20 protein-coding genes are annotated in these 21,825 nt (G+C 64.6%); 8 read left to right on the plus strand and 12 right to left on the minus strand.

What is annotated here, in order from left to right:
• Window positions 1-19 precede the first annotated feature (19 nt).
• From D2N39_RS01710 to D2N39_RS01725, 4 genes are all read right to left on the minus strand, one after another.
• The gene (locus D2N39_RS01710; protein WP_119133063.1) at window positions 20-1,303 is read right to left on the minus strand and encodes a DUF3422 family protein; all 1,284 of its coding nucleotides are present in this window, start codon (window positions 1,301-1,303) and stop codon (window positions 20-22) included.
• A gap of 145 nt (window positions 1,304-1,448) precedes the next feature.
• The gene (locus tag D2N39_RS01715; protein ID WP_054301637.1) at window positions 1,449-2,882 is read right to left on the minus strand and encodes an NAD(P)(+) transhydrogenase (Re/Si-specific) subunit beta; all 1,434 of its coding nucleotides are present in this window, start codon (window positions 2,880-2,882) and stop codon (window positions 1,449-1,451) included.
• Between the two features lie 15 nt (window positions 2,883-2,897).
• On the minus strand, window positions 2,898-4,472 hold the full coding sequence (locus D2N39_RS01720) for a Re/Si-specific NAD(P)(+) transhydrogenase subunit alpha (RefSeq protein WP_119133064.1): 1,575 nt from the start codon (window positions 4,470-4,472) through the stop codon (window positions 2,898-2,900).
• 125 nt (window positions 4,473-4,597) lie between these two features.
• Window positions 4,598-5,041, minus strand: coding sequence for a methyltransferase family protein (locus D2N39_RS01725; RefSeq protein ID WP_233557042.1), 444 nt, complete (start codon window positions 5,039-5,041; stop codon window positions 4,598-4,600).
• A gap of 236 nt (window positions 5,042-5,277) precedes the next feature.
• On the opposite strand from D2N39_RS01725, the gene kynU reads away from it, so the two are divergent.
• The 3 genes from kynU (at window position 5,278) to D2N39_RS01740 (ending at window position 8,631) form a co-directional block, all read left to right on the plus strand.
• Complete coding sequence (gene kynU / locus D2N39_RS01730; protein ID WP_119133330.1) at window positions 5,278-6,474, plus strand: kynureninase; 1,197 nt, start codon at window positions 5,278-5,280, stop codon at window positions 6,472-6,474.
• A gap of 241 nt (window positions 6,475-6,715) precedes the next feature.
• Window positions 6,716-7,549: a tryptophan 2,3-dioxygenase gene (gene kynA / locus D2N39_RS01735; RefSeq protein ID WP_119133331.1), complete on the plus strand. Its 834-nt coding sequence runs from the start codon at window positions 6,716-6,718 to the stop codon at window positions 7,547-7,549.
• Between the two features lie 98 nt (window positions 7,550-7,647).
• Window positions 7,648-8,631, plus strand: coding sequence for a L,D-transpeptidase (locus D2N39_RS01740; protein ID WP_233557026.1), 984 nt, complete (start codon window positions 7,648-7,650; stop codon window positions 8,629-8,631).
• Window positions 8,632-8,726: 95 nt separating this feature from the next.
• Here the strand turns inward: D2N39_RS01740 and D2N39_RS01745 are convergent, their stop codons facing one another.
• A complete protein-coding gene (locus D2N39_RS01745; protein WP_119133066.1) occupies window positions 8,727-9,509 on the minus strand; it encodes a gamma-glutamyl-gamma-aminobutyrate hydrolase family protein in 783 nt (260 codons plus the stop codon).
• A 279-nt stretch (window positions 9,510-9,788) separates the two neighbouring features.
• On the opposite strand from D2N39_RS01745, the gene D2N39_RS01750 reads away from it, so the two are divergent.
• Entirely contained in the window at window positions 9,789-11,705 is a 1,917-nt protein-coding gene (locus D2N39_RS01750; RefSeq protein ID WP_158589757.1) for a calcium-binding protein, read from the plus strand.
• Between the two features lie 7 nt (window positions 11,706-11,712).
• Here the strand turns inward: D2N39_RS01750 and D2N39_RS01755 are convergent, their stop codons facing one another.
• Both D2N39_RS01755 and D2N39_RS01760 read right to left on the minus strand, forming a co-directional pair.
• A complete protein-coding gene (locus tag D2N39_RS01755) occupies window positions 11,713-12,141 on the minus strand; it encodes a GNAT family N-acetyltransferase (RefSeq protein WP_119133068.1) in 429 nt (142 codons plus the stop codon).
• A complete protein-coding gene (locus D2N39_RS01760; RefSeq protein WP_119133069.1) occupies window positions 12,138-13,349 on the minus strand; it encodes a pyridoxal-phosphate-dependent aminotransferase family protein in 1,212 nt (403 codons plus the stop codon). Before D2N39_RS01760 ends, D2N39_RS01755 begins: the two co-directional genes overlap by 4 nt.
• A 123-nt stretch (window positions 13,350-13,472) precedes the next feature.
• Here D2N39_RS01760 and D2N39_RS01765 point away from each other — a divergent pair, with 123 nt between their 5' ends.
• From D2N39_RS01765 to D2N39_RS01775, 3 genes are all read left to right on the plus strand, one after another.
• On the plus strand, window positions 13,473-15,227 hold the full coding sequence (locus D2N39_RS01765; RefSeq protein WP_119133070.1) for an ABC transporter ATP-binding protein: 1,755 nt from the start codon (window positions 13,473-13,475) through the stop codon (window positions 15,225-15,227).
• A gap of 3 nt (window positions 15,228-15,230) precedes the next feature.
• Window positions 15,231-15,968, plus strand: a complete 738-nt coding sequence (gene ygfZ, locus D2N39_RS01770; RefSeq protein WP_119133071.1) for a CAF17-like 4Fe-4S cluster assembly/insertion protein YgfZ — start codon at window positions 15,231-15,233, stop codon at window positions 15,966-15,968.
• Window positions 15,969-16,249: 281 nt separating this feature from the next.
• On the plus strand, window positions 16,250-16,573 hold the full coding sequence (locus D2N39_RS01775; RefSeq protein WP_054300712.1) for a DUF6280 family protein: 324 nt from the start codon (window positions 16,250-16,252) through the stop codon (window positions 16,571-16,573).
• A 71-nt stretch (window positions 16,574-16,644) separates the two neighbouring features.
• Here D2N39_RS01775 and D2N39_RS01780 read toward each other — a convergent pair whose 3' ends face one another.
• From D2N39_RS01780 to D2N39_RS01790, 3 genes are all read right to left on the minus strand, one after another.
• Window positions 16,645-17,427 (minus strand): hypothetical protein, encoded by a 783-nt coding sequence (locus tag D2N39_RS01780; RefSeq protein ID WP_147373426.1) that lies wholly within the window; start codon window positions 17,425-17,427, stop codon window positions 16,645-16,647.
• Between the two features lie 110 nt (window positions 17,428-17,537).
• Window positions 17,538-18,953 carry a TolC family outer membrane protein gene (locus tag D2N39_RS01785; RefSeq protein ID WP_119133333.1) on the minus strand — a complete coding sequence of 472 codons (1,416 nt, stop codon included), beginning with the start codon at window positions 18,951-18,953 and terminating at the stop codon, window positions 17,538-17,540.
• Between the two features lie 47 nt (window positions 18,954-19,000).
• Window positions 19,001-19,654 carry a protein-L-isoaspartate O-methyltransferase family protein gene (locus D2N39_RS01790; protein ID WP_119133073.1) on the minus strand — a complete coding sequence of 218 codons (654 nt, stop codon included), beginning with the start codon at window positions 19,652-19,654 and terminating at the stop codon, window positions 19,001-19,003.
• A gap of 170 nt (window positions 19,655-19,824) precedes the next feature.
• Between D2N39_RS01790 and arsC the strand changes: the two genes are divergently transcribed.
• Window positions 19,825-20,184: an arsenate reductase (glutaredoxin) gene (gene arsC / locus D2N39_RS01795; protein WP_119133074.1), complete on the plus strand. Its 360-nt coding sequence runs from the start codon at window positions 19,825-19,827 to the stop codon at window positions 20,182-20,184.
• 3 nt (window positions 20,185-20,187) lie between these two features.
• Here arsC and D2N39_RS01800 read toward each other — a convergent pair whose 3' ends face one another.
• Together D2N39_RS01800 and tdh are read right to left on the minus strand one after the other, a co-directional pair.
• Window positions 20,188-20,736 carry a prolyl-tRNA synthetase associated domain-containing protein gene (locus D2N39_RS01800; RefSeq protein WP_119133075.1) on the minus strand — a complete coding sequence of 183 codons (549 nt, stop codon included), beginning with the start codon at window positions 20,734-20,736 and terminating at the stop codon, window positions 20,188-20,190.
• 60 nt (window positions 20,737-20,796) lie between these two features.
• Window positions 20,797-21,822, minus strand: a complete 1,026-nt coding sequence (gene tdh, locus D2N39_RS01805) for an L-threonine 3-dehydrogenase (protein WP_119133334.1) — start codon at window positions 21,820-21,822, stop codon at window positions 20,797-20,799.
• Window positions 21,823-21,825: the final 3 nt, after the last annotated feature.

Consider the following 21,825-nt stretch of genomic DNA (forward strand, 5'->3'; position numbering starts at 1 on the left):
CCCCGGTTTCCATTTTCGGTCAGTGCATCGCCTTTCGGATGCGGCGGATCATCAGCCAGACTCCAAGGATGACCGGCAGCACCAGAACGGCCGTCAGCATTTCCTTCGACAGATGCGCCAGCTTTCCCAAGGGATACAGCAGATAGGATGCAAGGCTAACCGCGTAATAGCTGATCGCCACCACCGACAGACCTTCGACCGTATGTTGCAGCCGCAGTTGCAGATCAGCGCGGCGGTCCATGCTTTCCAGGAGGCGCTGGTTCTGCGCGCTACGGTCCACATCGACGCGGGTGCGCAGCAGTTCAGCCGCGCGGGCCGTCCGTTCCGACATGGTGGCCAGCCGCGTTTCGGTCGATTTCACCGTGCGCATCGCCGGATCGTAGCGGCGCATCATGAATTCACCGAAGGTCTGCCGCCCATCCAGCCGGGTTTCGCGCAACACCGCGATGCGCTGCGACACGATGGCCTCATAGGCCCCTGTCGCGCCGAAGCGGAAGGCGTAACGCACGGCAAGCGATTCCAGCTCGGCCGAGATCGACAGCAGGTCATGCAGCACCGCCTCCGGCCCGCGATCCATCGCGTCGAGGCTGGTGACCAGCGCCGACAGCCGCGGATCAAGCGCATTCAGCCGCGATGACAGTTCGCGCCCCCGGCTGAGGCCCAGCATCGACATGGCGCGGTAGGTTTCGATCTCGCACAGGCGCTGCACGATCCGGCCCACGCGCCGCGTGCCGACGCCCGGCGCCACGAAAACCGCAAAGCGCATGTGCCCCGCCGCGTCGATGCGGAAATCGCCCGCGATGATCGCCGCGCCATCGACCACGCGGGACACCGCAAGGCTTTCAGAGACAAACCAGTCGTCGATCCGGGTCAGAACCTCGTCCTCGGTCTCTGGCATCGGCTCCACCCGGATCAGGATGGAGGCGAGCCGCTTCCCCGGTGCCGCAGCCAGCCATTCGGTCGGAAAGACCTTGGCCTCCACCGCATCGAACGGGCGCTCCGACAGGCCGGGGGTAAAGGCGGAGTAGGTGACGAATTCGGTATGGCTTTCCCATTTCAGCGTCGCGCGCCCGATTTCGCCCGAGAAATGCGTGGCATCGGGCTGTGGATGGGCCGAGCCATGCCGGTCCAGCAACGCCAGCAGATGCGCCCGGTCGGCGTTCCGCTCACGGTTATGGGCGTCCACCGGCTCCTTGATCGCCACATAGGCAGCCATGCAGGGCACTTCCAGCGACGGGAAGGGCCGGGCGTGAAGTTCGTTCACCAGCGGATAGCGCAGGGGATGGTCGGGGATCTTGGGCATTTCGGTCTCGGGCTTTTGCCCCTTGATGGGTCGGCCGCCCCCGGATTTGGAAGCGGAATCGAGGCATACCGGCGTATGCATCGCCCCTGTTGCCGAAATGCAAAAGGCCCCGGCGTTGCCGGGGCCTTCCGCTCAGTCGGAATGTTCACTCGATCATCGGCAGCAGGGCGTCGATGCTCTTTTTCGCGTCACCGTAGAACATGCGCGTGTTCTCTTTGTAGAACAGCGGGTTTTCGATGCCGGAATAGCCGGTGCCCTGCCCGCGCTTGGACACGAAGACCTGTTTCGCCTTCCAGCATTCCAGCACCGGCATGCCGGCGATGGGGCTGTTGGGGTCTTCCTGCGCCGCCGGGTTCACGATGTCGTTCGAGCCGATGACGATGGCGACATCCGTTTCGGGGAAGTCCTCATTGATCTCGTCCATCTCCAGCACGATGTCATAGGGCACCTTCGCCTCGGCCAAGAGCACGTTCATATGCCCCGGCAGACGGCCCGCGACCGGGTGAATGGCGAAGCGGACGTTCTTGCCCTTGGCGCGCAGCTTGCGGGTCAGTTCGCTGACCGATTGCTGCGCCTGCGCCACTGCCATGCCGTAGCCCGGAATGATGATGACCGAGTCAGCATCGTTCAGTGCCGCCGCCACGCCTTCGGCGTCAATGGCGATCTGCTCACCCGTGACTTCCATCGCCGGGCCGGTGGTGCCGCCGAAGCCGCCGAGGATCACGCTGACGAACGAACGGTTCATCGCCTTGCACATGATGTAGCTGAGGATGGCACCGGAAGAGCCCACCAGCGCGCCCACCACAATCAAGAGGTCATTCGACAGCGAGAAGCCGATGGCCGCCGCAGCCCAGCCGGAATAGCTGTTCAGCATCGACACCACGACCGGCATGTCGGCGCCGCCGATCCCCATGATCAGGTGATAGCCGATGAAGAAGGCCGCCAGCGTCATCACGATCAGCGCCAGCGTCGAGCCCGATTGCAGATAGACCAGCAGCAGCGCCAGCGACAGCACCGCCGCACCCGCGTTCAGCATGTGACCGCCCGGCAGCTTTTTCGCCTTGCCGTCCACACGCCCCGCCAGCTTGCCGAAGGCGATGACCGAACCGGTGAAGGTGACCGCCCCGATGAACACGCCGAGGAAGGTCTCGACCCGCAGGATCGACACTTCAACCGGCGTCTTGTGCGCCACCACGGCGGCGAAGCCGTGCAGCGCGGCGCGGGCCGCTTCGTCCATGCCTGCCACACGGGCAAGCTCGATATGGGTGTTGTAGCCGATGAACACCGCCGCCAGACCGACGAGGCTGTGCATCGCCGCCACCAGTTGCGGCATTTCGGTCATCTGCACGCGCTTGGCGACGACCCAGCCGATCGCGCCGCCCGCTGCCACCATGACAACCGAGATCAGCCAGTTGCCCGCACCGGGGCCGACCAGCGTGGCCGCCACGGCCAGCGCCATGCCGACGATGCCATACCAGACCGCGCGTTTCGCGCTTTCCTGCCCCGAAAGGCCGCCCAGCGACTGAATGAACAGAACCGCCGCAACGACATAGGCGGCCGTGGTGAATCCGTATTCCATTTCCCGGCCTCCCCCTTACGACTTCTGGAACATGGCGAGCATCCGCCGGGTGACCATGAAACCACCGAAGATGTTGATCCCGGCCATGAAGACCGAGGCCGCCGCGAGAATGACAACCAACCAGTTGCCCGAGCCGATCTGCATCAGCGCGCCCAGAATGATGATCGACGAGATCGCGTTGGTCACCGCCATCAGCGGTGTGTGCAGGCTGTGGCTGACGTTCCAGATGACCTGAACGCCGACATAGACCGACAGCACAAAGACGATGAAGTGCGCCATGAAGCTTGCGGGGGCGAACAGCCCCGCCAGCAGGATCAGCCCGCCGCCGATGGCCAGCATCAGCACCTGATCACGGGTCTGTTTCTTGAAGGCCGCGACTTCCTGCGCGCGCTTCTCTTCCGGAGTCAGCTCTTTCGCCTTTTCCTTCGGCTTCTGCGCGGCGATGGCCTGCACCTTCGGCGGCGGCGGCGGATACGTGATGGCACCATCCTTGGTCACCGTCGCGCCACGGATCACGTCATCTTCCATGTTGTGATCGACCACACCGTCTTTCTTCGGTGTAAGATCGGACATCATGTGACGGATATTATTGGCATAAAGCGTAGACGCCTGCGCCGCCATCCGGCTGGGGAAATCGGTGTAGCCGACAATGGTCACGCCGTTTTCAGTGACGATCTTTTCGTCCGGCACGGTCAGGTCACAGTTGCCGCCGCGTTCCGCCGCAAGATCGACGATGACCGAGCCCGGCTTCATCATCTGCACCATATCCTCGGTCCACAGCTTCGGCGCGGGCCGGCCGGGGATGAGGGCGGTGGTGATGACGATGTCGATGTCAGGCGCCAGTTCGCGGAATTTCTTCAGCTGCGCTTCGCGGAACTCCGGGCTGGACGGGGCGGCATAGCCCCCGGTCGCCGCGCCATCGGTCTGGGCTTCGCTGAAATCAAGGTAGACGAATTCCGCGCCCATGGATTCGATCTGCTCGGCCACTTCGGGCCGCACGTCGAAAGCAAGCGTGATGGCACCGAGGCTGGTCGAGGTGCCAATGGCCGCAAGACCCGCCACCCCGGCGCCGACGATCAGCACCTTGGCCGGGGGAACCTTGCCCGCCGCCGTCACCTGGCCGGTGAAGAAGCGGCCGAAGTTGTTGCCCGCCTCGATCACCGCGCGATAACCCGCGATATTCGCCATTGAGGACAGCGCGTCCATCTTCTGCGCCCGGCTGATGCGCGGCACCATGTCCATGGCGACGACCGTGGCACCACGTTCCTTCGCAGCTTCCAGCAGTTCGGGGTTCTGCGCCGGCCAGAAGAAGCTGATCAGCGTCTGCCCCTGCCGCAGCATGGCGACTTCCGAGGGTTCGGGCCCGCGCACCTTCACCACCACGTCGGCGGCGGCATAAAGCTCGGCCGCAGTAGTGACGATCTCGACGCCCGCCTTGCGATAAGTCTCGTCCGAAAAGCCCGCCTTCGCCCCGGCGCCCGCTTCCAGAACGCAGGTGTGACCCAGTTTCTGCAACTGCACAGCCGAGTCGGGGGTCAGCGCCACCCGGTTCTCGCCTTCGAATATCTCTCTCGGTGCCCCGATCTTCACTGTTTCTCCCCCGTTCTATGGCGCTTTTGGGCGCGTCAGGTTTCTAGTCGATAACGGCCGCGCAAGAAAATTTCAAAAAGAAAGTTCTGCCCTGCGGCAAAATTGCGTCGCTACGCTGCGGCATATCAGATCCATCGCCGCACCCGCGCCGTCCATTGGTCGTAGGGCGCACCAAACCTGCTGCGCAAAGTGGCTTCTTCGGGCAGAATGAACCGCTTCTGGATCACCGCGATGAACAGAAACAGCACCGGAAGGGCCAACGGCACATCCCACCACAGAATCGCCGCTGCCAGAATCAGCGCATCGCCCAGATAGATCGGATTGCGGGACAGTCGGAACACGCCCCCGGTGACCATGGCCTGTGGCATCCGGCGCGGAATGACTGTGGTGCGCGCCGCCCACATCTGCACCGCCGCCACCCCCATGAGCAAGAGGCCCGCCCCTGCCAGCACAGCCGCCACTGCGGCCCCCGCTGCACCGAAAACACCGAAAACACCGAAAGGAACAACGCGGTCCATCGCCCAGACAAGGGCAATGGCACATGCAAGCCAGAGCGGCGGCCAGTCCATCGACAGCAAGGCGCGTCTCTCCCGTTACGTCAATACCGGCTTATTCCCGCTCATTTGCGACTTTGCAACCCTGTTCGGACAAGCGACGGCACAACCGGAACAAGGCGTGCAGAAATTTCAAGCTTGAAATTTCTGCACGTTGCCGTGATACACATATAAGTTGCCCGTGCCAGCAGGACGCATCAATCTGCTGCGCAATGGCGCCTTCCGCCAGTGACCTGACCGCAAGGATGACGATGACCCGCGATTTTTCTGACACCCGCGCCCTGTTCGATCTGCCTGAAGGGGTGATCTATCTTGACGGAAATTCGCTGGGCCCGCTGCCGAAGGCCGCCGCCGCCCGCGTTGCCCGCACCGTGACCGAGGAATGGGGGCAGATGCTGATCACTGGCTGGAACAAGGCTGGTTGGATGGAACAGCCTTCGAAAACCGGCGACAGGATCGGGCGGCTGATCGGCGCAGAACCCGGCCATGTGGTGATGGGCGACACGCTGTCGATCAAGGTCTATCAGGCGCTGGCCTCAGCGCTGGAAATGAACCCGACCCGCCGGGTGATCTTGTCGGACAGCGGCAACTTTCCTTCGGACCTTTACATGGCCGAGGGGCTGTGCCGCACGCTGGGCCCGGATTACAGCCTGAAGACCGTGGCGCCGGAACAGGTGCTGGAGGCATTGGACGACACGGTTGCGGTGATGATGATCACCGAGGTCGATTACCGCACCGGCCGCCGGCATGACATGGCGGCACTGACGGCGCGGGCGCATGAGGTGGGCGCGCTGGCGGTCTGGGATCTGGCGCATAGCGCCGGGGCGCTGCCGGTCGAGGTGGCGAAGGGCGGCGCCGATTTCGCGGTGGGCTGCACCTATAAATACCTGAACTCCGGCCCCGGTGGCCCGGCCTTCATCTATGTTGCGCCGCGCCACGCCGAAACCGCCCGTCCGGCCCTGTCCGGCTGGCTGGGCCACGAGGCGCCCTTTGCCTTCGATCTGGACTATCGCCCCGGACACGGGATCGAGCGGATGCGGGTGGGCACCCCGCCGGTGCTGCAACTCGCGGCCCTCGATGCCTCGCTCGACATCTGGGACAAGGTGGAGATGGCGAACATCCGTGAAGCCTCGCTGGCGCTGACCGACCGCTTCATCGCAGGGGTGGAAGCCGCCTGCCCCGGTCTGGAACTCGCCACCCCACGCGATCATGCGATGCGCGGCAGCCAGGTCAGCTTCCGCCACCCGGAAGGCTATGCCATCATGCAGGCGCTGATCGCGCGCGGCGTCATCGGCGATTTCCGCGCCCCCGACATTTTGCGCTTCGGCTTCACGCCGCTGTTCATCAATGGGGAAGATGTGGACAAGGCCATCGCCATCATCAAGGATGTGATGGATGGCGCCCTGTGGGACCGCCCGGAATACAAGACCCGCGCCCGCGTGACCTGAACCTTCTGAAAGCCCGCATTGTGGTTTACCTTGGCCATAATATCCCCGCCGGAGGCTCCCGGCCCCACCGGAGACGCCTCCGGCGGGAGTATTTTGCCAAGGAGCAGGGGCAAACCGTGCCGCCCCTGTGCCGACCCGCGGGATGGGTCTGTCTCTGGCGGCGGATCGGCAATGTCTCGGTATTGAACCGGCAGGTGCGCGGCTGACTGCCGCCCTGCCCTTTCAGATACCGGAGCTTGCCATGACCACCTACGACCCCGCCCGCGACGGCGCGCAGATGTCTTTCGACGGCCGCATGTCCTATGGCGATTACCTGCATATCGACACAATCCTGAACGCCCAGCAATTGCTGACCGGCGCGCATGACGAGATGCTGTTCATCATTCAGCACCAGACATCCGAACTGTGGATGCGGCTGGCGCTGCACGAGCTGGATGCCGCGCGCCGCGCGATTGCGGCGGACGAGGCGCGCTCTGCCTTCAAGATGCTGACCCGCGTGGCGCGGATCTTCGAGCAGCTCAATTCCGCATGGGATGTGCTGCGCACCATGACGCCCAGCGAATATACCCGGTTCCGCGACGGGCTGGGCCAAAGCTCGGGCTTCCAGTCCTGGCAATACCGGCTGATCGAATATGCGGTGGGCAACCGCAATCTGGCCATGCTGCGCCCGCATGCGCATCGTCCCGATCTGACGGCGAAGCTGGAGGCGGAACTGGCGCGTCCCTCGCTTTATGACGAGGCGCTGCGGCTGCTGGCGCGGAAGGGTCTGCCGGTGCCGGAGGCTGTGCTGGCCCGCGACCTGCGTGCGCCCTGGGTGGCAGATCCGGCGGTGCAGGCGGTCTGGGAGATCGTTTACCGCGATCCACAGGCGCATTGGGAAGCCTATGAAATGGCCGAGAAGCTGGTGGATTTCGAGGATTACTTCCGGCGCTGGCGCTTCAATCATGTGACCACGGTCGAACGCGTAATCGGCTTCAAGCGCGGCACCGGCGGCACGGCGGGTGTCAGCTATCTGCGCCGCATGCTGGAGGTCGAATTGTTTCCCGAATTGTGGCACCTGCGCACGTCTCTGTGAACAATCCGTGATGGACCGCGACGGAACCCTGCAATATCAGTGGAAGTTGTATATCGGGTTAACGGGTTCCGTCCGTTCGGATTCGCTGGGAGAAATTGATGCTGCGTAATGTTCTGGCTCTGGTTCTTGGCGGGATGCTTGTGGGCTCCCTCGGGGCCTGCGTGCAGCCAGCCGTCACCGAGGCGACCAAGTCGCCCGAGCCGGTGGTGAAACAGCCTGTTCCCGAAGACTTCGTGAACAGCTATGTCGCGCGGCAGGACGGCGCTTTTACCGTGCCCGCCGTGCCGGAAGACAAGATCCCCGCGCAGTTCAAGCGGCAGCTGGTGGATTTCCCGACCAATGATCCGGTCGGCACGATCATCATCAACCCGACGAACAAGACACTGCATCTGGTGACCGCGCCGGGCAAGGCGATGCGCTATGGCATCGCGGTCGGTGCCGACGGGTTCCAGTGGGCGGGCGAGGCGCTGGTGACCAATCGTAAGCACTGGCCGACATGGACCCCGCCGAAAGAGATGATCGAGCGCAAGCCGCAGCTTGAGAAATGGAAGGATGGCCAGCCGGGTGGTCCGACCAACCCGCTGGGCGCCCGCGCGCTGTATCTGACCACCAACGGCGTCGATTACGGATTCCGCATCCACGGCACGCCGGAATGGAAGTCGATCGGACGCAATGCCTCGTCCGGCTGTTTCCGCATGATCAATCAGGATGTGATCGACCTTTACGACCGTGTCCCGAATGGTGTGAAGGTCGTGGTGCTGAACGCAGATGGCTCGCGCCCGACCGCGCTGAAACTGCCGCCGCCGCAACCGAAGAAAGCCGCAGTGAAACCGAAGCAGACACCGAAACCCGCGGCAACGCAGGTCAAGGCACCGGGGGCACCGGCTCCGGGCTTCCCGACCATGACGGCACCGGCGCTGAACCCGCCTGCCCTTGGTGGAGTGCCCGCCGCACTGGTGGCACCCGCGCAACCTGCGGTGCCTGCCCCGGCGCCGGCGGCCGTTGTCGTCACGCCGCCCGCAGAACCCGCGCAGGAACCGGCCGCGACCTGTATGCCGACACCGGAAAAGCCCTGCCCGTAACCGGGCTACTGCGAGAAACGGAAAAAGGCGCGGCGATTGCCGCGCCTTCTGCTTTCAGGGCTGGATTACAGAGCGCTGGCCCCGCTCCCGCGTGGTCAGGCCGCCCCTGCAAGCCGCCCCGCCCAATCCGCCGCCGCGCGCCCGAAAGCCGCGAACAGCGGCCGCGAGACCGGATCAGCCACGGCATTCCATTCCGGGTGCCATTGCACAGACAGGGTGAAGCCCGGCGCGTCTTTCACATAAAGCGCCTCGGGCGTGCCATCGGGCGCCTGCCCGTCGATCACGATGCGCGGGCCGGGACGGTTGATCCCCTGCCCGTGCAGCGTGTTGGTCATCACCTCCTCCGCGCCCATCAGCCGGGCGAACACCCCGCCGGGGGTAAAACGCACCAGATGGCGCAGGGCGAATTTCTCCTCCAGCGTGCCGTCAGGCGGCATGCGGTGGTTCATGCGCCCCGGCAGGTCACGGATTTCCGGGTAAAGCGTGCCGCCCATGGCCACGTTCACCTCCTGAAAGCCGCGACAGATACCCAGAAAGGGCTGACCCCGGTCCACACAGGCCCGGATCAGCGGCAGGGTGATCGCGTCGCGCGCGCGTTCAAAGGTGCCATGCGCAGGGGTTTCCGCCTCGCCATATTCGCTGGGATGGACATTTGGCCGCCCGCCGGTCAGCAGGAAGCCATCGCAGAGATTCAGCAGTTCTTCGACGCAGACAAGGCGCGGGTCTGACGGGATGATCAGCGGCAGGCATCCGGCCACCTGCGCCACCGCCTCGGAATTCATGGTGCCCCCGGCATGGACCGGATAGCTTTCATTCAGCAGGCTCATGTTTCCGATGATCCCGACGACGGGGCGGCGGCTGGCGGCGTGAACTGGCATGATCTGGCGGCGTGTCCCTGAAATTTCCCCAAGTCTAGGCCCCTGCTGCCCGGTTTTGAAGCACGAAACCCGGCGATTTCGGTGCAGCAGCGCAGAGCCTGCCGTCATTTCATGCAGGCTTTGCGCCCGGTGCACAGGGCAAATGCGCCGCAAAATCCGGCAAAACGCACAACGCTCCCCCGTTCGGGGGATAGGCCGAACCGGCATCACGCCGTTAGAACTGCCCGGACCCATCGGGGGATAATCCCTTGTAGCAACAGAAATTTGTGGAGTGCGCTTATGGCCAAGGCCCGTGAGAAGGTGAAAACCTGGTTCTCGAATCCCGATGATCTTGACCTGCTGGCCTTTGATGCAACGCAATTGTCGAACGGCAAGATTCTGTTCGCATTCGGCGGCTCCGCCCTGATCGATTCAGGCATCTACGCCAATTCGGTGGTTTATACCGCGACACTGAACCTGAAGACCGACAAGCTGGGTTCGATCACGACATCCTCGGTCGAAACCACGCCGGGCGGCTTTGCCCCGATCAGCACCTTTCAATATGTCGATCTGGTCGCGGGCACCAAGGGCCGTGCCCTGTTGACAGGGATGTTCTACAACAACCGTATCGACGGCGATGATGGCAACTGGTCGCTGGCAACGCAGGCCTATCGTGGCCCCTCGCCGGTTGGCGGCACACGGCTGGAGCCTAATTCGGTGACACCCGGCCAACCCGAGATCAACCCGGCGACCGACTGGTCCGGGCTGAAGCTGAAGGATGGCAGCTATGCCGTCTTCCACACCCAGCCGGGCGCCAGCATCACCGACATCTCGACCGGCATCCTGATGACGAAGTTCAAGGCCAGCGGCGCGCCGGCCGGCAAGGCGAAGCTGGTGGTCGAGGATCACTCGGTCGGCACCAGCCCCTGGGTCGCGGAGGCAAGCCCCGTCGCCCCTTCGGCTGTGCTGCTGGGCAACGGACGCATCGGGCTGTTCTACAAGGAGGTCGGCTTCGAAACGGTCAACGGCATCAATTACGCCGACAAGCAGATCACCTATCAGCAGGTCACCGCCACCGGCAAACGCGTCGGCAAGGCCATTGCCATCGACGATACGCTGGCCACCGGCGTCCTGCTGCCCGAAGCGGTGGGGCTGGATAATGGCCGGGCCGTCGTGACGTGGTATGACGGGGCCGATGGCGGGGCGCACAAGGCGCGGATCATTGCCGCGAATGGTAAGCTGGCCAGCAAGACCATCGTGCTGAACGAGGACGGCCAAAACAGCTGGACCGATCTCAAGGCCGTCGCGCTGGCACAGAATACCTTCGCACTGAGCTGGTTCGACAGTGACAACAAGCTGTGGCTGGGTCAGGTATTCGACGGCGACGGCTCGGCCCGCACCGGGCGCTTCCTGCTGACCGACAATGGCGCCGATCTTTCGGTGGTCGATGGCGAAAAGAACGAGGGTGGCATCATCCGGCAGGGCCAGGGATTCCTTGGCTGGACCATCGGACGGGAAACCGAACTGACAAAGGAGCATCTGGACGGGCAGGCCTTCAAGCTGGATGCCACCATCGGCACCGAGCGCGCGGGCAACGGGCGTGGCAACACGCTGAACGGCACCACCAAGGATGACATCCTGGATGGGCGCGGCGGCAAGGACAAGCTGGATGGACGCGCGGGCAACGACCTTCTCACCGGCGGCGATGGCAACGACAGGCTCAAGGGGGGCGCGGGTTTCGACTGGCTCACCGGCGATGCGGGCAATGACACGCTGGACGGTGGCAGCGGCACCGATGTGCTTTATGGCGGTGCGGGCCGCGACCGCATGATCGGCGGCACAGGGAATGACCGGATTCATGGCGGTGAAGGGGCTGATAGCTTGTCTGGCGGCAAGGGTGCGGATCACTTCATCTTTACCTCACGCCTTGAAAGCTTTCGCTTCGTCTTTGACGAGGGCGGCGACACGATCACCGATTTCCGTTCGGGCCAGGGCGACAGGCTGGTCTTTTCGGGCTTCGGCGGCGCGAGTGTGTTCAGCCCGCTGCCCAATGGAACCGCAGCCAACCCCACCGAGATCGGGTTCTATTTCAACACGAAAACCCATGTGCTCAGCTATGACCGCGACGGCGCCGGCACCTTCTACGAGCGCCAGACCGTCGCCAAGCTAGTCGGGGTCGACTCGCTGTCCTGGGATGACATGATCCTGCTGGCCTGAGCGAACGTCACAACGCCTTGCGGAAGAACACGCGGGAAAATCCCTGATCCACCCGCCGCCCCGTCTCGGTATACCCGAGGCGGGGATAAAGACGCAGCGCGCCTTCCATCACGGCATTGGTGTAGAGGGTGACGGCGGGCAACCCCGCCGCATGCGCCTCGGCCTCGCAATGCACGACCAGCCGGGCACCAAGACCGCGGCCCTGCGCCTCGGGAGCCACGGCCAGCACATCCAGCAGCATCGCGCCATCCTCGGGCCAGCAGGCCATGACGGCGTGCTCCATCAGCCAGACATGCCCGGCGGAAATCAGCGTCGCATAATCAGCATCCATCGGCGCCGGGCGGCGGCCGATGACGGCAACATAAGGGGCAAAGGCGGCCGCGACCACCGCCTGCACCTGTGCCAGATCAGCAGGCATGGCGCGGCGCGGGGTCATGCGCCCGCCGCCCCGGCCACCACCCGCGCCGCCGCCGTCAGCGCACCAGACCCGTGCGGAATGTCCAGCGCGATCATCCCCGCCTCCATCGCCGCCAGCACACCCAGCGTCATATGCGCGTTCACATGGCCCATATGCGCCACGCGCAAAAAGCCGTGATAGGCAGGCTCTGACGGCAGCGCCATGCCCAGCCCGATGCCCAGCGTGACACCCGCACGCTGTTCCAGCCAGTCACGCAGGCGGGTGGCGTTGGGCGCAGGGCCAAGGCGCGCCGCCGTCACCGAATGACCGCGATGCGCCGGGTCGGCCACGTTCAGCGCGATCTCGGGATGCCCTGCGCCCCAGGCGTCAAACGCGGCCCAGACTGTGCGGGCCAGCGCGGCATGACGTGCCCAGACCGCCTCCAGCCCTTCTTCGGCGATCATGTTCAGGCTTTCGCGCAGACCGAACAGGTGATGCGTCGGCGCGGTGCCCGCCCAGTATTGCCAGAACTCGGCCGCAGTGGCGCGCGACGTCCAGTTCCAGTAAGGAGTGCGCAGGTCGCTGCCCCGGCACCGCTCCATCGCGCGATCCGAAAACCACAGCAGCCCCAGCCCCGGCGGCACCATGAGGCCCTTCTGGCTGGCCGCCACCGCCACATCCACACCCCAATCATCCATGAAGAACGCATCACAGCCCATCGAGGCGATGCAATCCACCGCGAGCAGCGCCGGATGTCCGGCGGCATCAATGGCACGGCGGATGGCGGGGATGTCGTTTTTGACCGAGCTGGCGGTATCGACATGAGTGACAAGAACCGTCTTGATGCCGTGCCCGGTATCGGCCCGCAGTGCGGCTTCGATCCGGGCCGGATCGGCGGGGGCGGACTTTCCAAAATCCAACAATTCAGCCTGAACGCCCCGCGCCGCGGCACTTTCTTTCCACCCAATACCGAAAGTTCCGGTAGCTATGACCAATGCGCGATCCCCGCGTGAGAACAGGTTGGCATTCGCCGCCTCCCATGCGCCATGGCCATTGGCGATGTAGATCGCCACATGCGCCTTGGTGCCCGCCAGCCGCCGCAGATCGGGCCAGAGGCTTTCCACCATCTCGGGCAGCGCCCCGGCATAGATATTGGGCGCCGCACGGTGCATCGCATTGAGCACACGATCCGGCATGGTCGAAGGGCCGGGAATGGCAAGGTAGGGGCGTCCGTTGGCGAGGGTCATCTGCTTCTCCGCGTGTCCTGCCGAATGGCTACGCCCGCGCAGGGGCGCCGTCAACGCGGGCGCGCGCTTGCCCTGCCCTTCCGCGCGGGCTATCCCAAGGGCCAGCCGTGACAGGAGCCGCCCTTGGCCAGACCGCCGCAAGACCCGCGTTACACCTCGCGCCGCCTGTTCGGCAGGCTCTGGTCGGGCTACCTGCGCCCCCATGCGGGGCTGATGGCGCTGGCCTTCGGGCTGATGGTGATTGAAGGATCGACGCTCGGCGCGCTGTCCTGGCTGCTGGAGCCGCTTTTCGACAAGGTTTTCGCCCCCGGCGGGCAAGGCGCGCTGATCTGGGTCGGCCTTGCCATCCTTGGCCTGTTCCTTGTCCGCGCCGTCACCTCGGTCGCATCGAAAACCACGCTGACGGCGGTGGCGCAGAAAAGCTCTACCGCCATGCAGGTGGATCTTCTGGCGCATGTGCTGCGGCTTGGGGGCCGGTTCTTTCAGGACAACCCGCCCGGCGCGCTGATGGAGCGGGTGGTGGGCGATACTGCCGCCGTGCAGGGGGTGTGGTCCTCCATCATCATCGGGGTTGGACGCGACACCATTGCGCTGGTTTCACTGTTCGCCGTGGCGCTGTCGATCGACGTGCACTGGACGCTGGCGGCGCTGGTGGGGGCGCCGCTACTGATCGGCCCGGCGGTGGTGGTGCAGCGCTACATCCGCCGCAAGACCATGCTGATGCGCGAACAGGCGGGCAGCCGCGCCACCCGTCTGGACGAGATCTTTCACGGCATACAGGCGATCAAGCTGAACCGGATGGAGGAATACCAGACCGGCCGCTTCCGCCGCATCGTCGGCACCATCGTCCGGGCCGAGGTGCGCACCGCCTTTGGCCGCTCCACCATCCCGGCGCTGATCGACGTGGTGACCGGCATCGGCTTCTTTACCGTGCTGATGCTGGGTGGCGCTGAAATCGCCGAGGGCGAGCGCACGACGGGCGAATTCATGTCCTTCTTCACCGCCATGGCGCTGACCTTCCAGCCAATCCGCCGCATCGGTGATCAGGCCGGGGTGTGGCAGGTGGCCTCTGCCTCGCTGGAGCGTATCTTCCGCCTGTTCGACACCGCGCCGCCCGAACGCCCCCGCGCGGGCGAGGTGGAACCCGGCCGCCCGCCGGTGGGCATCGCCTTGACCGACGTCAGCTTCGGCTATGGCGAAACGCCGGTGCTGCGCAGGCTGAGCTTCACGGCCGAACCGGGCCAGATGACCGCCCTTGTCGGTGCCTCAGGGGCAGGGAAATCCACGGTTTTTCATCTGCTGACCGGCATGGCCGAGCCGCAATCGGGCAGCATCACGCTGAACGGGCGTGACATCGCGGGGATGCGCCTGTCCGATCTGCGCGCACAATTCGCCGTGGTTTCGCAGGATGCCATGCTGTTCGACGAAACCATCCGCGAGAATGTGACGCTGGGCCGCGACATCGCGCCCGACCGGCTGGAGCGCGCCTTCGAGGCCGCACATGTCGCCGATTTCCTGCGCGCCCTGCCGGAAGGCGCCGATACCCATGCCGGGCCGCGCGGCTCGGCCCTGTCGGGCGGGCAACGGCAGCGCGTGGCCATTGCGCGGGCACTGGTGGCCGACGCGCCGGTGCTGCTGCTGGACGAGGCGACCTCGGCGCTGGATGCGGCGTCCGAGGCCATCGTGTCAGAGGCGCTGAGCCGTCTGGGCAGCGGCCGCACCACGCTGGTCATCGCGCATCGTCTGGCCACCGTCCGCGCGGCTGACAAGATCGTGGTGATGGATCGCGGCCGGGTCGTCGAGGAAGGCACGCATGACAGCCTGCTTGAAAAAGGCGGGCTTTATGCCGATCTCTACCGTCTGCAATTTCAGGAGTGAGCCATGCGCCGCCTCATCCGTCTGACCGGCCCCGATACCCTGAGTTTCCTGCAAGGGCTGGTCAGCAATGATGTGCTGGGGCTGAAGGCGCGCGGCATCGTCTATGCGGCACTGCTGACGCCGCAGGGGCGGTATCTGGCGGATTTCTTCGTGGTCAACACCGGGTCGGAGCTACTGCTGGACCTGCCGGAAAGCCTTGCTGACGGGGTGATGCGGCGGCTGGCCATGTATCGGCTGCGCGCCGATGTGGCCTTCGCGGCGCCAGATCTGTCCATCAGCCGCGGCATCGGCGACGCGCCCGAAGGCGCCCTGCCCGATCCGCGCCACCCCGCGCTCGGCTGGCGCTTCTATGGTTCGCCCTTGCCCGACGCCGCGGTGGACTGGGATGCCATTCGCGTGGCGCATATCATTCCCGAAACCGGGATCGAGTTGATCCCCGACGAGACGCTGATCCTCGAAGCCGGTTTCGAGCGGCTGCATGGCGTCGATTTCCGCAAGGGATGTTATGTCGGGCAAGAAGTGACCGCACGGATGAAGCACAAGACCGAGCTGCGCAAGGGCTTGGTTCGCCTGCATATCTCGGGCACTGCCCCCGTTGGAACGCCGATCCTGATGCCCGACGGGCGCGAGGCCGGGCGGCTGTTTACGCAATCCGGTGGTCAGGCGCTGGCCCAGATGCGGCTGGACCGTCTGGCAGGCCCCTTGCAGGCCGGAGACGCCATTTTGCGGGCGGACGCATAAAACGCGAAAATTGACAAGCTTTGCCGCAACATGATTTCGGCGCGGGATCGCGCAGCGACCCTTCAAAATCGGCGAAAGTTTGACCAGTTCTTGAACGCGGGTCGGGGCATCCTATATCTCGTCTGCAAACGCCCGGATTGACCCCAAAACCTAGTGGTATGCGCATCCAGCCATGACGTAGACGCATGGCAGCCATATCAAACCCGAGATACCGAATCGTCTCGAAAACGTCATATTCCCCGAGCGCCGGAATACGCAAGAGCAAGAACAGGAAAACGGACATGGCTGATTTCATCGACGGCACCGCGTTCAACTATGAGCAGGGGCAACGCGCCCGCAAGCTCTTTGCGGCTGTCGTGCTGGCTGCCCTCGACGATGCGATCGCCGATGACAAGAAATATGGCAACGGGCCGGAACAGATCGCCCGCTGGGCGCGTTCGCGCGACGGGCGCGAGGTTCTGTCCTGCGCCGGCATCGACCCGAACGAACGTGTCGTGAAGGGCCTCATGGAATTCGTGGCGAAAGGTGTGCGCACCTCTGTCGCGCTGTCGCGCGAGGAAAGCGAACGCCGTCACGCCGCCGAGCTGGAGGCTGAGGCGGCCTGAGCCGCCCACACCCCGCGAAACACAAACGCGCGCCCGCTGGCGCGCGTTTTGCTTTTTACGTCTGTCCGGTTTCAGGAAAGATCGCGGCTGGCAATCGCGCGGCTGATCTCGGCCCGCACCAGCTTGCGCACGTTGCGCGTGATGCGTTCCCCCAAGGCGCCCTGAAGCTCTTCTCGGATGATGTCGCGCACCACTTCGCGCAGCGCCTCTTCGTCGAAATCATCGGCATCGCCGGGGGCAAAAAGACCGGGTTCGGCGGCTGTCTTTTCCGCAACCTCATCCTCGACCGCACGGCTGAGTTCCGCCACCACCTCAGCCTCGGCCAGATCGGCGGCAGCGGGATCGCTTTCGATGGCCGTTTCCGCATCGTCCAAGGCGGAAGGCTCCTCCAGCTCCTCGGGATGGGGTCCATCCGGCCATGCGCCATCGCGCCAGGCCTCTTCCAGACGCGCCTGATCGGCTGATACGAAATCCAGCACCTCGGCCTCGGCCACGCTGTCCAGATCGACCTCGACCACCTCAGGCAGGCTCGGCCAGGCGGCATCGCCCCATTCGGGCGCGGCAGCTTCGGCCTCCCATGCGGAATCGGGTTCTACGGCAGCCCCAAGCGAGGCAACCACATCCTCGATCCGGCGAGAGGCCGAAGTGTCACCGTCAGGGCTGGTGACCGCAGCTTCCGGCACCACAACCTCTTCGGCTTCCATCCGGGGGACGACACGCAGCGCCGGGGTCAACAGAAGTTTGCTGGCGGTGGTGGGCGGTTGCGGTGTGGCAGGGCGTGCGGTCGGCCGAAGATCGTCGGAGACAAGCCGACGAATCGACGAAAGCACATCCTCGATTTCGCGGGAACTCATCGGTTCGTTCATGCCTGCCCCGTTACTCGTCTTTCCCCACAGACTACCCGCAGGCACGCCCGCTTACAAGCGGGCGGCGTTATTGCGGTTAACTTCCGTTTCCGGGGCGGTCACGGCTTCTTGCCGATGGCTTGCAGCACGCGATCCAGTTTCTTGCCCTGGAACGAGGTTGCCGGCGCATCCTTGACGGCATTGTAATAGCCGGTCACGTCATAGGTCGGGATGCCAAGGTTCAGGTCGGTCACGGTCAGACGCCCCATGGCCGACAGCACATTATAGACAGCGAAATACCGCTCCGCCTCGGATTGCACGCGGGAGGCGCGGGCATCCAGCAGTTCCTGTTCGGCGTCCAGCACTTCCAGCGTGGTGCGCGCGCCCAGCTTTGCCTCTTCGCGCAGGCCATCGAAGGCGATCTGGGCCGCCTCGATCTGGCGGTTATTGGCCATGATCTGCGCGGCGGCCACATCCAGCCCGGACCAGGCATTGCCAAGGTTCTGCTCGATGCTCACCCCGGTATTGTGCAGCGATGCCCGCTGCGCCTCGCGCTGTGCCATGGCCTTGCGATAGAGCGCCGAAAGCTTGCCGCCCGCGTAAAGCGTCTGCCTTCCGGTGATGCCCACGGTCGCAAGGTTATAATCGCTGCTGGCCGAGGCGGTGCCCTCATACATCCCGGCGGTGGCATCCAGTGTCACCGTGGGTTTCATGTTGGCCTTCGCGATTTCCACCCCCAGATCGGCGCCTTTCACAAGGTGCTGCGCGCGGATCATGTCGGGGTGATTGCGGCGTGCAATGACAAGGGCCGCATCTTTGGAACCCGGCAGTTTCGGCGTCTTGGGCAGCGCCGAAAGACGACCCGGATAGGCGCCGGTCATGGCCTTGTAAGCTTCGCGCGCAACCATCAGGTCACCTTCGGCCGCCGTCAGGGCAGCACGGGCCTGAGCAAGTCGCGATTCCGCCAGCGCCACATCGGTCCGCGTCACCTCGCCCACATCGAAACGGTCTTGCGAGGCGCGCAGTTCCTGCGTGATGACGCGGCTGTTGTTCTGCCGAAGCTCGACAATCTCTTGTGCCAGACGCACGTTCACATAGGCATTGACGGTATTGAGCAAAACCTGCTGTTCCACCGAGACCAGACCGGCGCGGGTCGCAAGAACCGCCTCTTTCGCCGCTTCGATGGCGAAATGCGTGCGACCAAAATCAACCAGCAGCAACTGGAACGACAGTTCCAGCGAATTGGTGGTCGAGGTGGACTCGTCGGGAACCGTTGTGAACAGCCCGCTGGACTGGCCCGCGTTTTCGTAGAACTGCCGCGAGCGGCGGAAATTCGCGGTGAACTCCACCACCGGGCGTAGCGCGGAAACCGCCGTTGCCACATCCTCGTCAGCCGCCCGCAGGACCGCGCGGTTCTGATCCAGAAGGTGCGAGTTGCGGTAGGCTGCGATCAGCGCATCCGCCAGCGTCTCGGACTGAGCCGCGGGGGCCATCACCATCACGGCCACCGCCGCCGTCGCAAGAATCCGCCTCATACCGAACATCGCCTGCTCCTGTTCTATTGCCCGTCTGCCGGGGTCGTTCAGAGTGTGAAGGCTCTCCGCGCTGCGAAGCCCGGTAGAACAGGGGCCGAAGCGTTGAAAGCATAGCGCCAGGTGATCTGGCCATCGATCTTGTAGCCGATCCGGGCAACGCCCAGCGCGCCCTCCATGAACAGGCAGCCGATGCGCCCGCCCTCTTTCAGCTGCGCCAGCAGCGCGGCGGGGACCACCTCGGCGGCGCCCTGCACGGTAATCACGTCATAGGGGCCCGCCTTGGGCGCGCCATCGGCCAGCTTGCCTGCCATCACGGCGGCATTGTCCACGCCATGCGACGACAGCGTGCGCTGCGCCTCGGCGACCAGCGTCTCATCCTCTTCCACCGCGATCACGGCTTCGGCCATACGGGCGATGACGGCGGTCGAATAGCCAAGGCCGCAGCCAATATCCAGCACCGTCTCGGTCGGCTGAATATCCAGCGCATCCAGCAGCTTGGCTAGGGTGCGCGGCTCCATCAGCACGCGGCCACCGCCCATGGCGACATGCTCGCCCACATAAGCGGCCTCGCGGCGGTCCTGCGGCACATAGGCTTCGCGCGGGACGGTCAGCATGGCCTCGATAATCGGGAATTTCGTGACATCCGAGGGGCGGATCTGCGTGTCCACCATCATGGTGCGGCGCGTGGCGAAATCGGTCATGCTAAACTCGTCGGTCTAGTTTCGGCTCACAAGGTGATGCCACAGAAAACCGGCAACGGCAACAAGCCATCTTCGCCTTCCCGCAGAGACATATTCGATTCACTGAATGCAAATCGCAACCCCCTTTTGCGCAGCTTGACGGCAGGTCCGTCTGCCCACAGGATCGGCGCATGACAAAGACCGATTTTCCCGTGACGATCTGGCACAATCCCGGCTGTTCGACCTCGCGCAAGGCGTTGCAGGCAATCCGTGACGCGGGGGTGGAGCCGCGCGTGATCCGCTATCTTGAAACCGGCTGGGCGGAGGCGGAGCTGCACACGCTGCTGGAGGCTGCCGGGCTGACGCCCGCGCAGGCCCTGCGCCGCAAGGGTGATCTGGTGGCGGAGCTTGGACTGACAGAGGCCGACGATGCGATGATCTTCGCCGCCATGCTGGTCCATCCGGTGCTTGTGGAACGGCCCTTCGTGCAAAGCCCGAAAGGAACTGCCCTGTGCCGCCCGCTGGACAGGCTGACCGCGCTGCTGCCCTGAGGCTCAGTCGATCCAGACCGGCGTGACGCCAAGGCTTTCCAGCCAGCGCAGCAGATCGGCCGGGGCCATCGCTACTGTGCGGTCATTCACCAGCGGATGCATATGCACCTGCCGCGCCTGCATCAGCGCGCGTTCCAGCACCAACACCACCCCGGTTTCCGCCCCCGTCACCATGGCCAGCGGGCTGACCGCGCCGGGGCGGATGCCCAGATGCTCCATCAGCCGGTCGGCCGAACCGAAAGACGGGTTCTGCGCCCCGATCGCCGCGCCCAGCGCCTTCAGATCCACTGCGCGATCCTGCTCGACCGTCACCAGATAGTTCCGCTTCTTGCGGTCGCGCAGATAGAGGTTCTTGATGTGATAGCCACCCGCATCGCTGCTCAGCATGGCGTGCTGCACCTGCTTGGCATCCTCGACCGTGCGCAGCGGCGCGTGGACATAGCTTTCAAAGGCAATTCCCGCCGCACGCAGCGCCGCGATCAGCGCGTCCGAACTGACCGGCAGCTCGTGCTGCGCGGCGGAACTGGCATCGGGGGCAAGCGTCTGGTCCATGGGGGCACTCCTTTGCACCCATGAACCGCAGGACGCCCGGCGCCGCAAGGCAGGATGCGGCTATTCCCAGTCCAGAACGACCTTGCCCGACAGGCCGGAGCGCATGACCTCGAACCCTTCGGCGAAATCCGCCACCTTGAAGCGGTGGGTGATGACGCGGCGGATGTCGAGCCCGTTTTCCAGCATGGCGATCATCTTGTACCAGGTCTCGAATATCTCGCGGCCATAGACGCCCTTGATCGTGATGGCCTTGAAGACGATGCGCGACCAGTCCACCGGGCTTTTGCCCGGCGGAATGCCCAGCATGGCGATGCGCCCGCCCATCACCAGTTGTTCGACCATCTGGTCCAGCGCGGCCTGATTGCCGCTCATCTCCATCCCCACGTCAAAGCCTTGCGTCATCTTCAGCCGCGCCTGCACGGCTTTCAGATCCTCGGTCGCCACATTGACCGGCACCACATCGGCCACCTGCCCCGCCAGCTCCAGCCGCGCGGGGTTTACATCGGTAATCACAACATGCCGCGCGCCGACATGCCGCGCCACCGCCGCCGCCATGATGCCGATGGGTCCGGCGCCGGTGATCAGCACATCCTCGCCCACCAGATCGAAGCTGAGCGCTGTATGCACGGCATTGCCCAGCGGGTCCAGAATGGCGCCGATCTCGTCATCAATCGAGTCGGGCAGCGGCACCACGTTGAAGGCGGGCAGTTTCAGATAGGTGGCGAAGGCGCCGTTTTCATTCACCCCGATGCCGCGCGTGGCAGGGTCCAGATGGAACTTGCCCGCACGCGACTGGCGCGAGTGGCGGCCGATCAGATGCCCCTCGCCCGAGCAGCGCTGGCCGATGGCCAGATCGGTGACATTGCGGCCCAGTTCGACAATCTCGCCCGCGAATTCATGCCCGGTGATCAGACCCACCGGCACGGTGCGCGCAGCCCATTCATCCCAGTTCCAGATATGGATGTCGGTGCCGCAGATCCCGGTCTTGCGGATGCGGATCAAAACGTCATCCGGCCCGATTTCCGGCACAGGGCGCGTTTCCGCCCAAAGCCCGACTTCGGGTTTCGCCTTCACCAGCGCTTTCATCTG

This window comes from Gemmobacter lutimaris, assembly GCF_003570715.1.
GTDB lineage: Bacteria > Pseudomonadota > Alphaproteobacteria > Rhodobacterales > Rhodobacteraceae > Gemmobacter > Gemmobacter lutimaris.

Bases quoted from the DNA above. Each gene is read 5' to 3' on its own strand.
- D2N39_RS01790 (WP_119133073.1), bottom strand. From the start codon at position 19,654: ATGACCGATTTCGCCACGCGCCGCACCATGATGGTGGACACGCAGATC.
- D2N39_RS01715 (WP_054301637.1), bottom strand. From the start codon at position 2,882: ATGGAATACGGATTCACCACGGCCGCCTATGTCGTTGCGGCGGTTCTG.
- kynA (WP_119133331.1), top strand. From the start codon at position 6,716: ATGACCACCTACGACCCCGCCCGCGACGGCGCGCAGATGTCTTTCGAC.
- D2N39_RS01725 (WP_233557042.1), bottom strand. From the start codon at position 5,041: ATGGACTGGCCGCCGCTCTGGCTTGCATGTGCCATTGCCCTTGTCTGG.
- D2N39_RS01775 (WP_054300712.1), top strand. From the start codon at position 16,250: ATGGCTGATTTCATCGACGGCACCGCGTTCAACTATGAGCAGGGGCAA.
- D2N39_RS01710 (WP_119133063.1), bottom strand. From the start codon at position 1,303: ATGCCCAAGATCCCCGACCATCCCCTGCGCTATCCGCTGGTGAACGAA.
- kynU (WP_119133330.1), top strand. From the start codon at position 5,278: ATGACCCGCGATTTTTCTGACACCCGCGCCCTGTTCGATCTGCCTGAA.
- D2N39_RS01780 (WP_147373426.1), bottom strand. From the start codon at position 17,427: ATGAGTTCCCGCGAAATCGAGGATGTGCTTTCGTCGATTCGTCGGCTT.
- D2N39_RS01760 (WP_119133069.1), bottom strand. From the start codon at position 13,349: ATGACCCTCGCCAACGGACGCCCCTACCTTGCCATTCCCGGCCCTTCG.
- ygfZ (WP_119133071.1), top strand. From the start codon at position 15,231: ATGCGCCGCCTCATCCGTCTGACCGGCCCCGATACCCTGAGTTTCCTG.
- D2N39_RS01785 (WP_119133333.1), bottom strand. From the start codon at position 18,953: ATGAGGCGGATTCTTGCGACGGCGGCGGTGGCCGTGATGGTGATGGCC.
- D2N39_RS01745 (WP_119133066.1), bottom strand. From the start codon at position 9,509: ATGCCAGTTCACGCCGCCAGCCGCCGCCCCGTCGTCGGGATCATCGGA.
- tdh (WP_119133334.1), bottom strand. From the start codon at position 21,822: ATGAAAGCGCTGGTGAAGGCGAAACCCGAAGTCGGGCTTTGGGCGGAA.
- D2N39_RS01740 (WP_233557026.1), top strand. From the start codon at position 7,648: ATGCTGCGTAATGTTCTGGCTCTGGTTCTTGGCGGGATGCTTGTGGGC.
- D2N39_RS01750 (WP_158589757.1), top strand. From the start codon at position 9,789: ATGGCCAAGGCCCGTGAGAAGGTGAAAACCTGGTTCTCGAATCCCGAT.
- D2N39_RS01800 (WP_119133075.1), bottom strand. From the start codon at position 20,736: ATGGACCAGACGCTTGCCCCCGATGCCAGTTCCGCCGCGCAGCACGAG.
- D2N39_RS01755 (WP_119133068.1), bottom strand. From the start codon at position 12,141: ATGACCCCGCGCCGCGCCATGCCTGCTGATCTGGCACAGGTGCAGGCG.
- arsC (WP_119133074.1), top strand. From the start codon at position 19,825: ATGACAAAGACCGATTTTCCCGTGACGATCTGGCACAATCCCGGCTGT.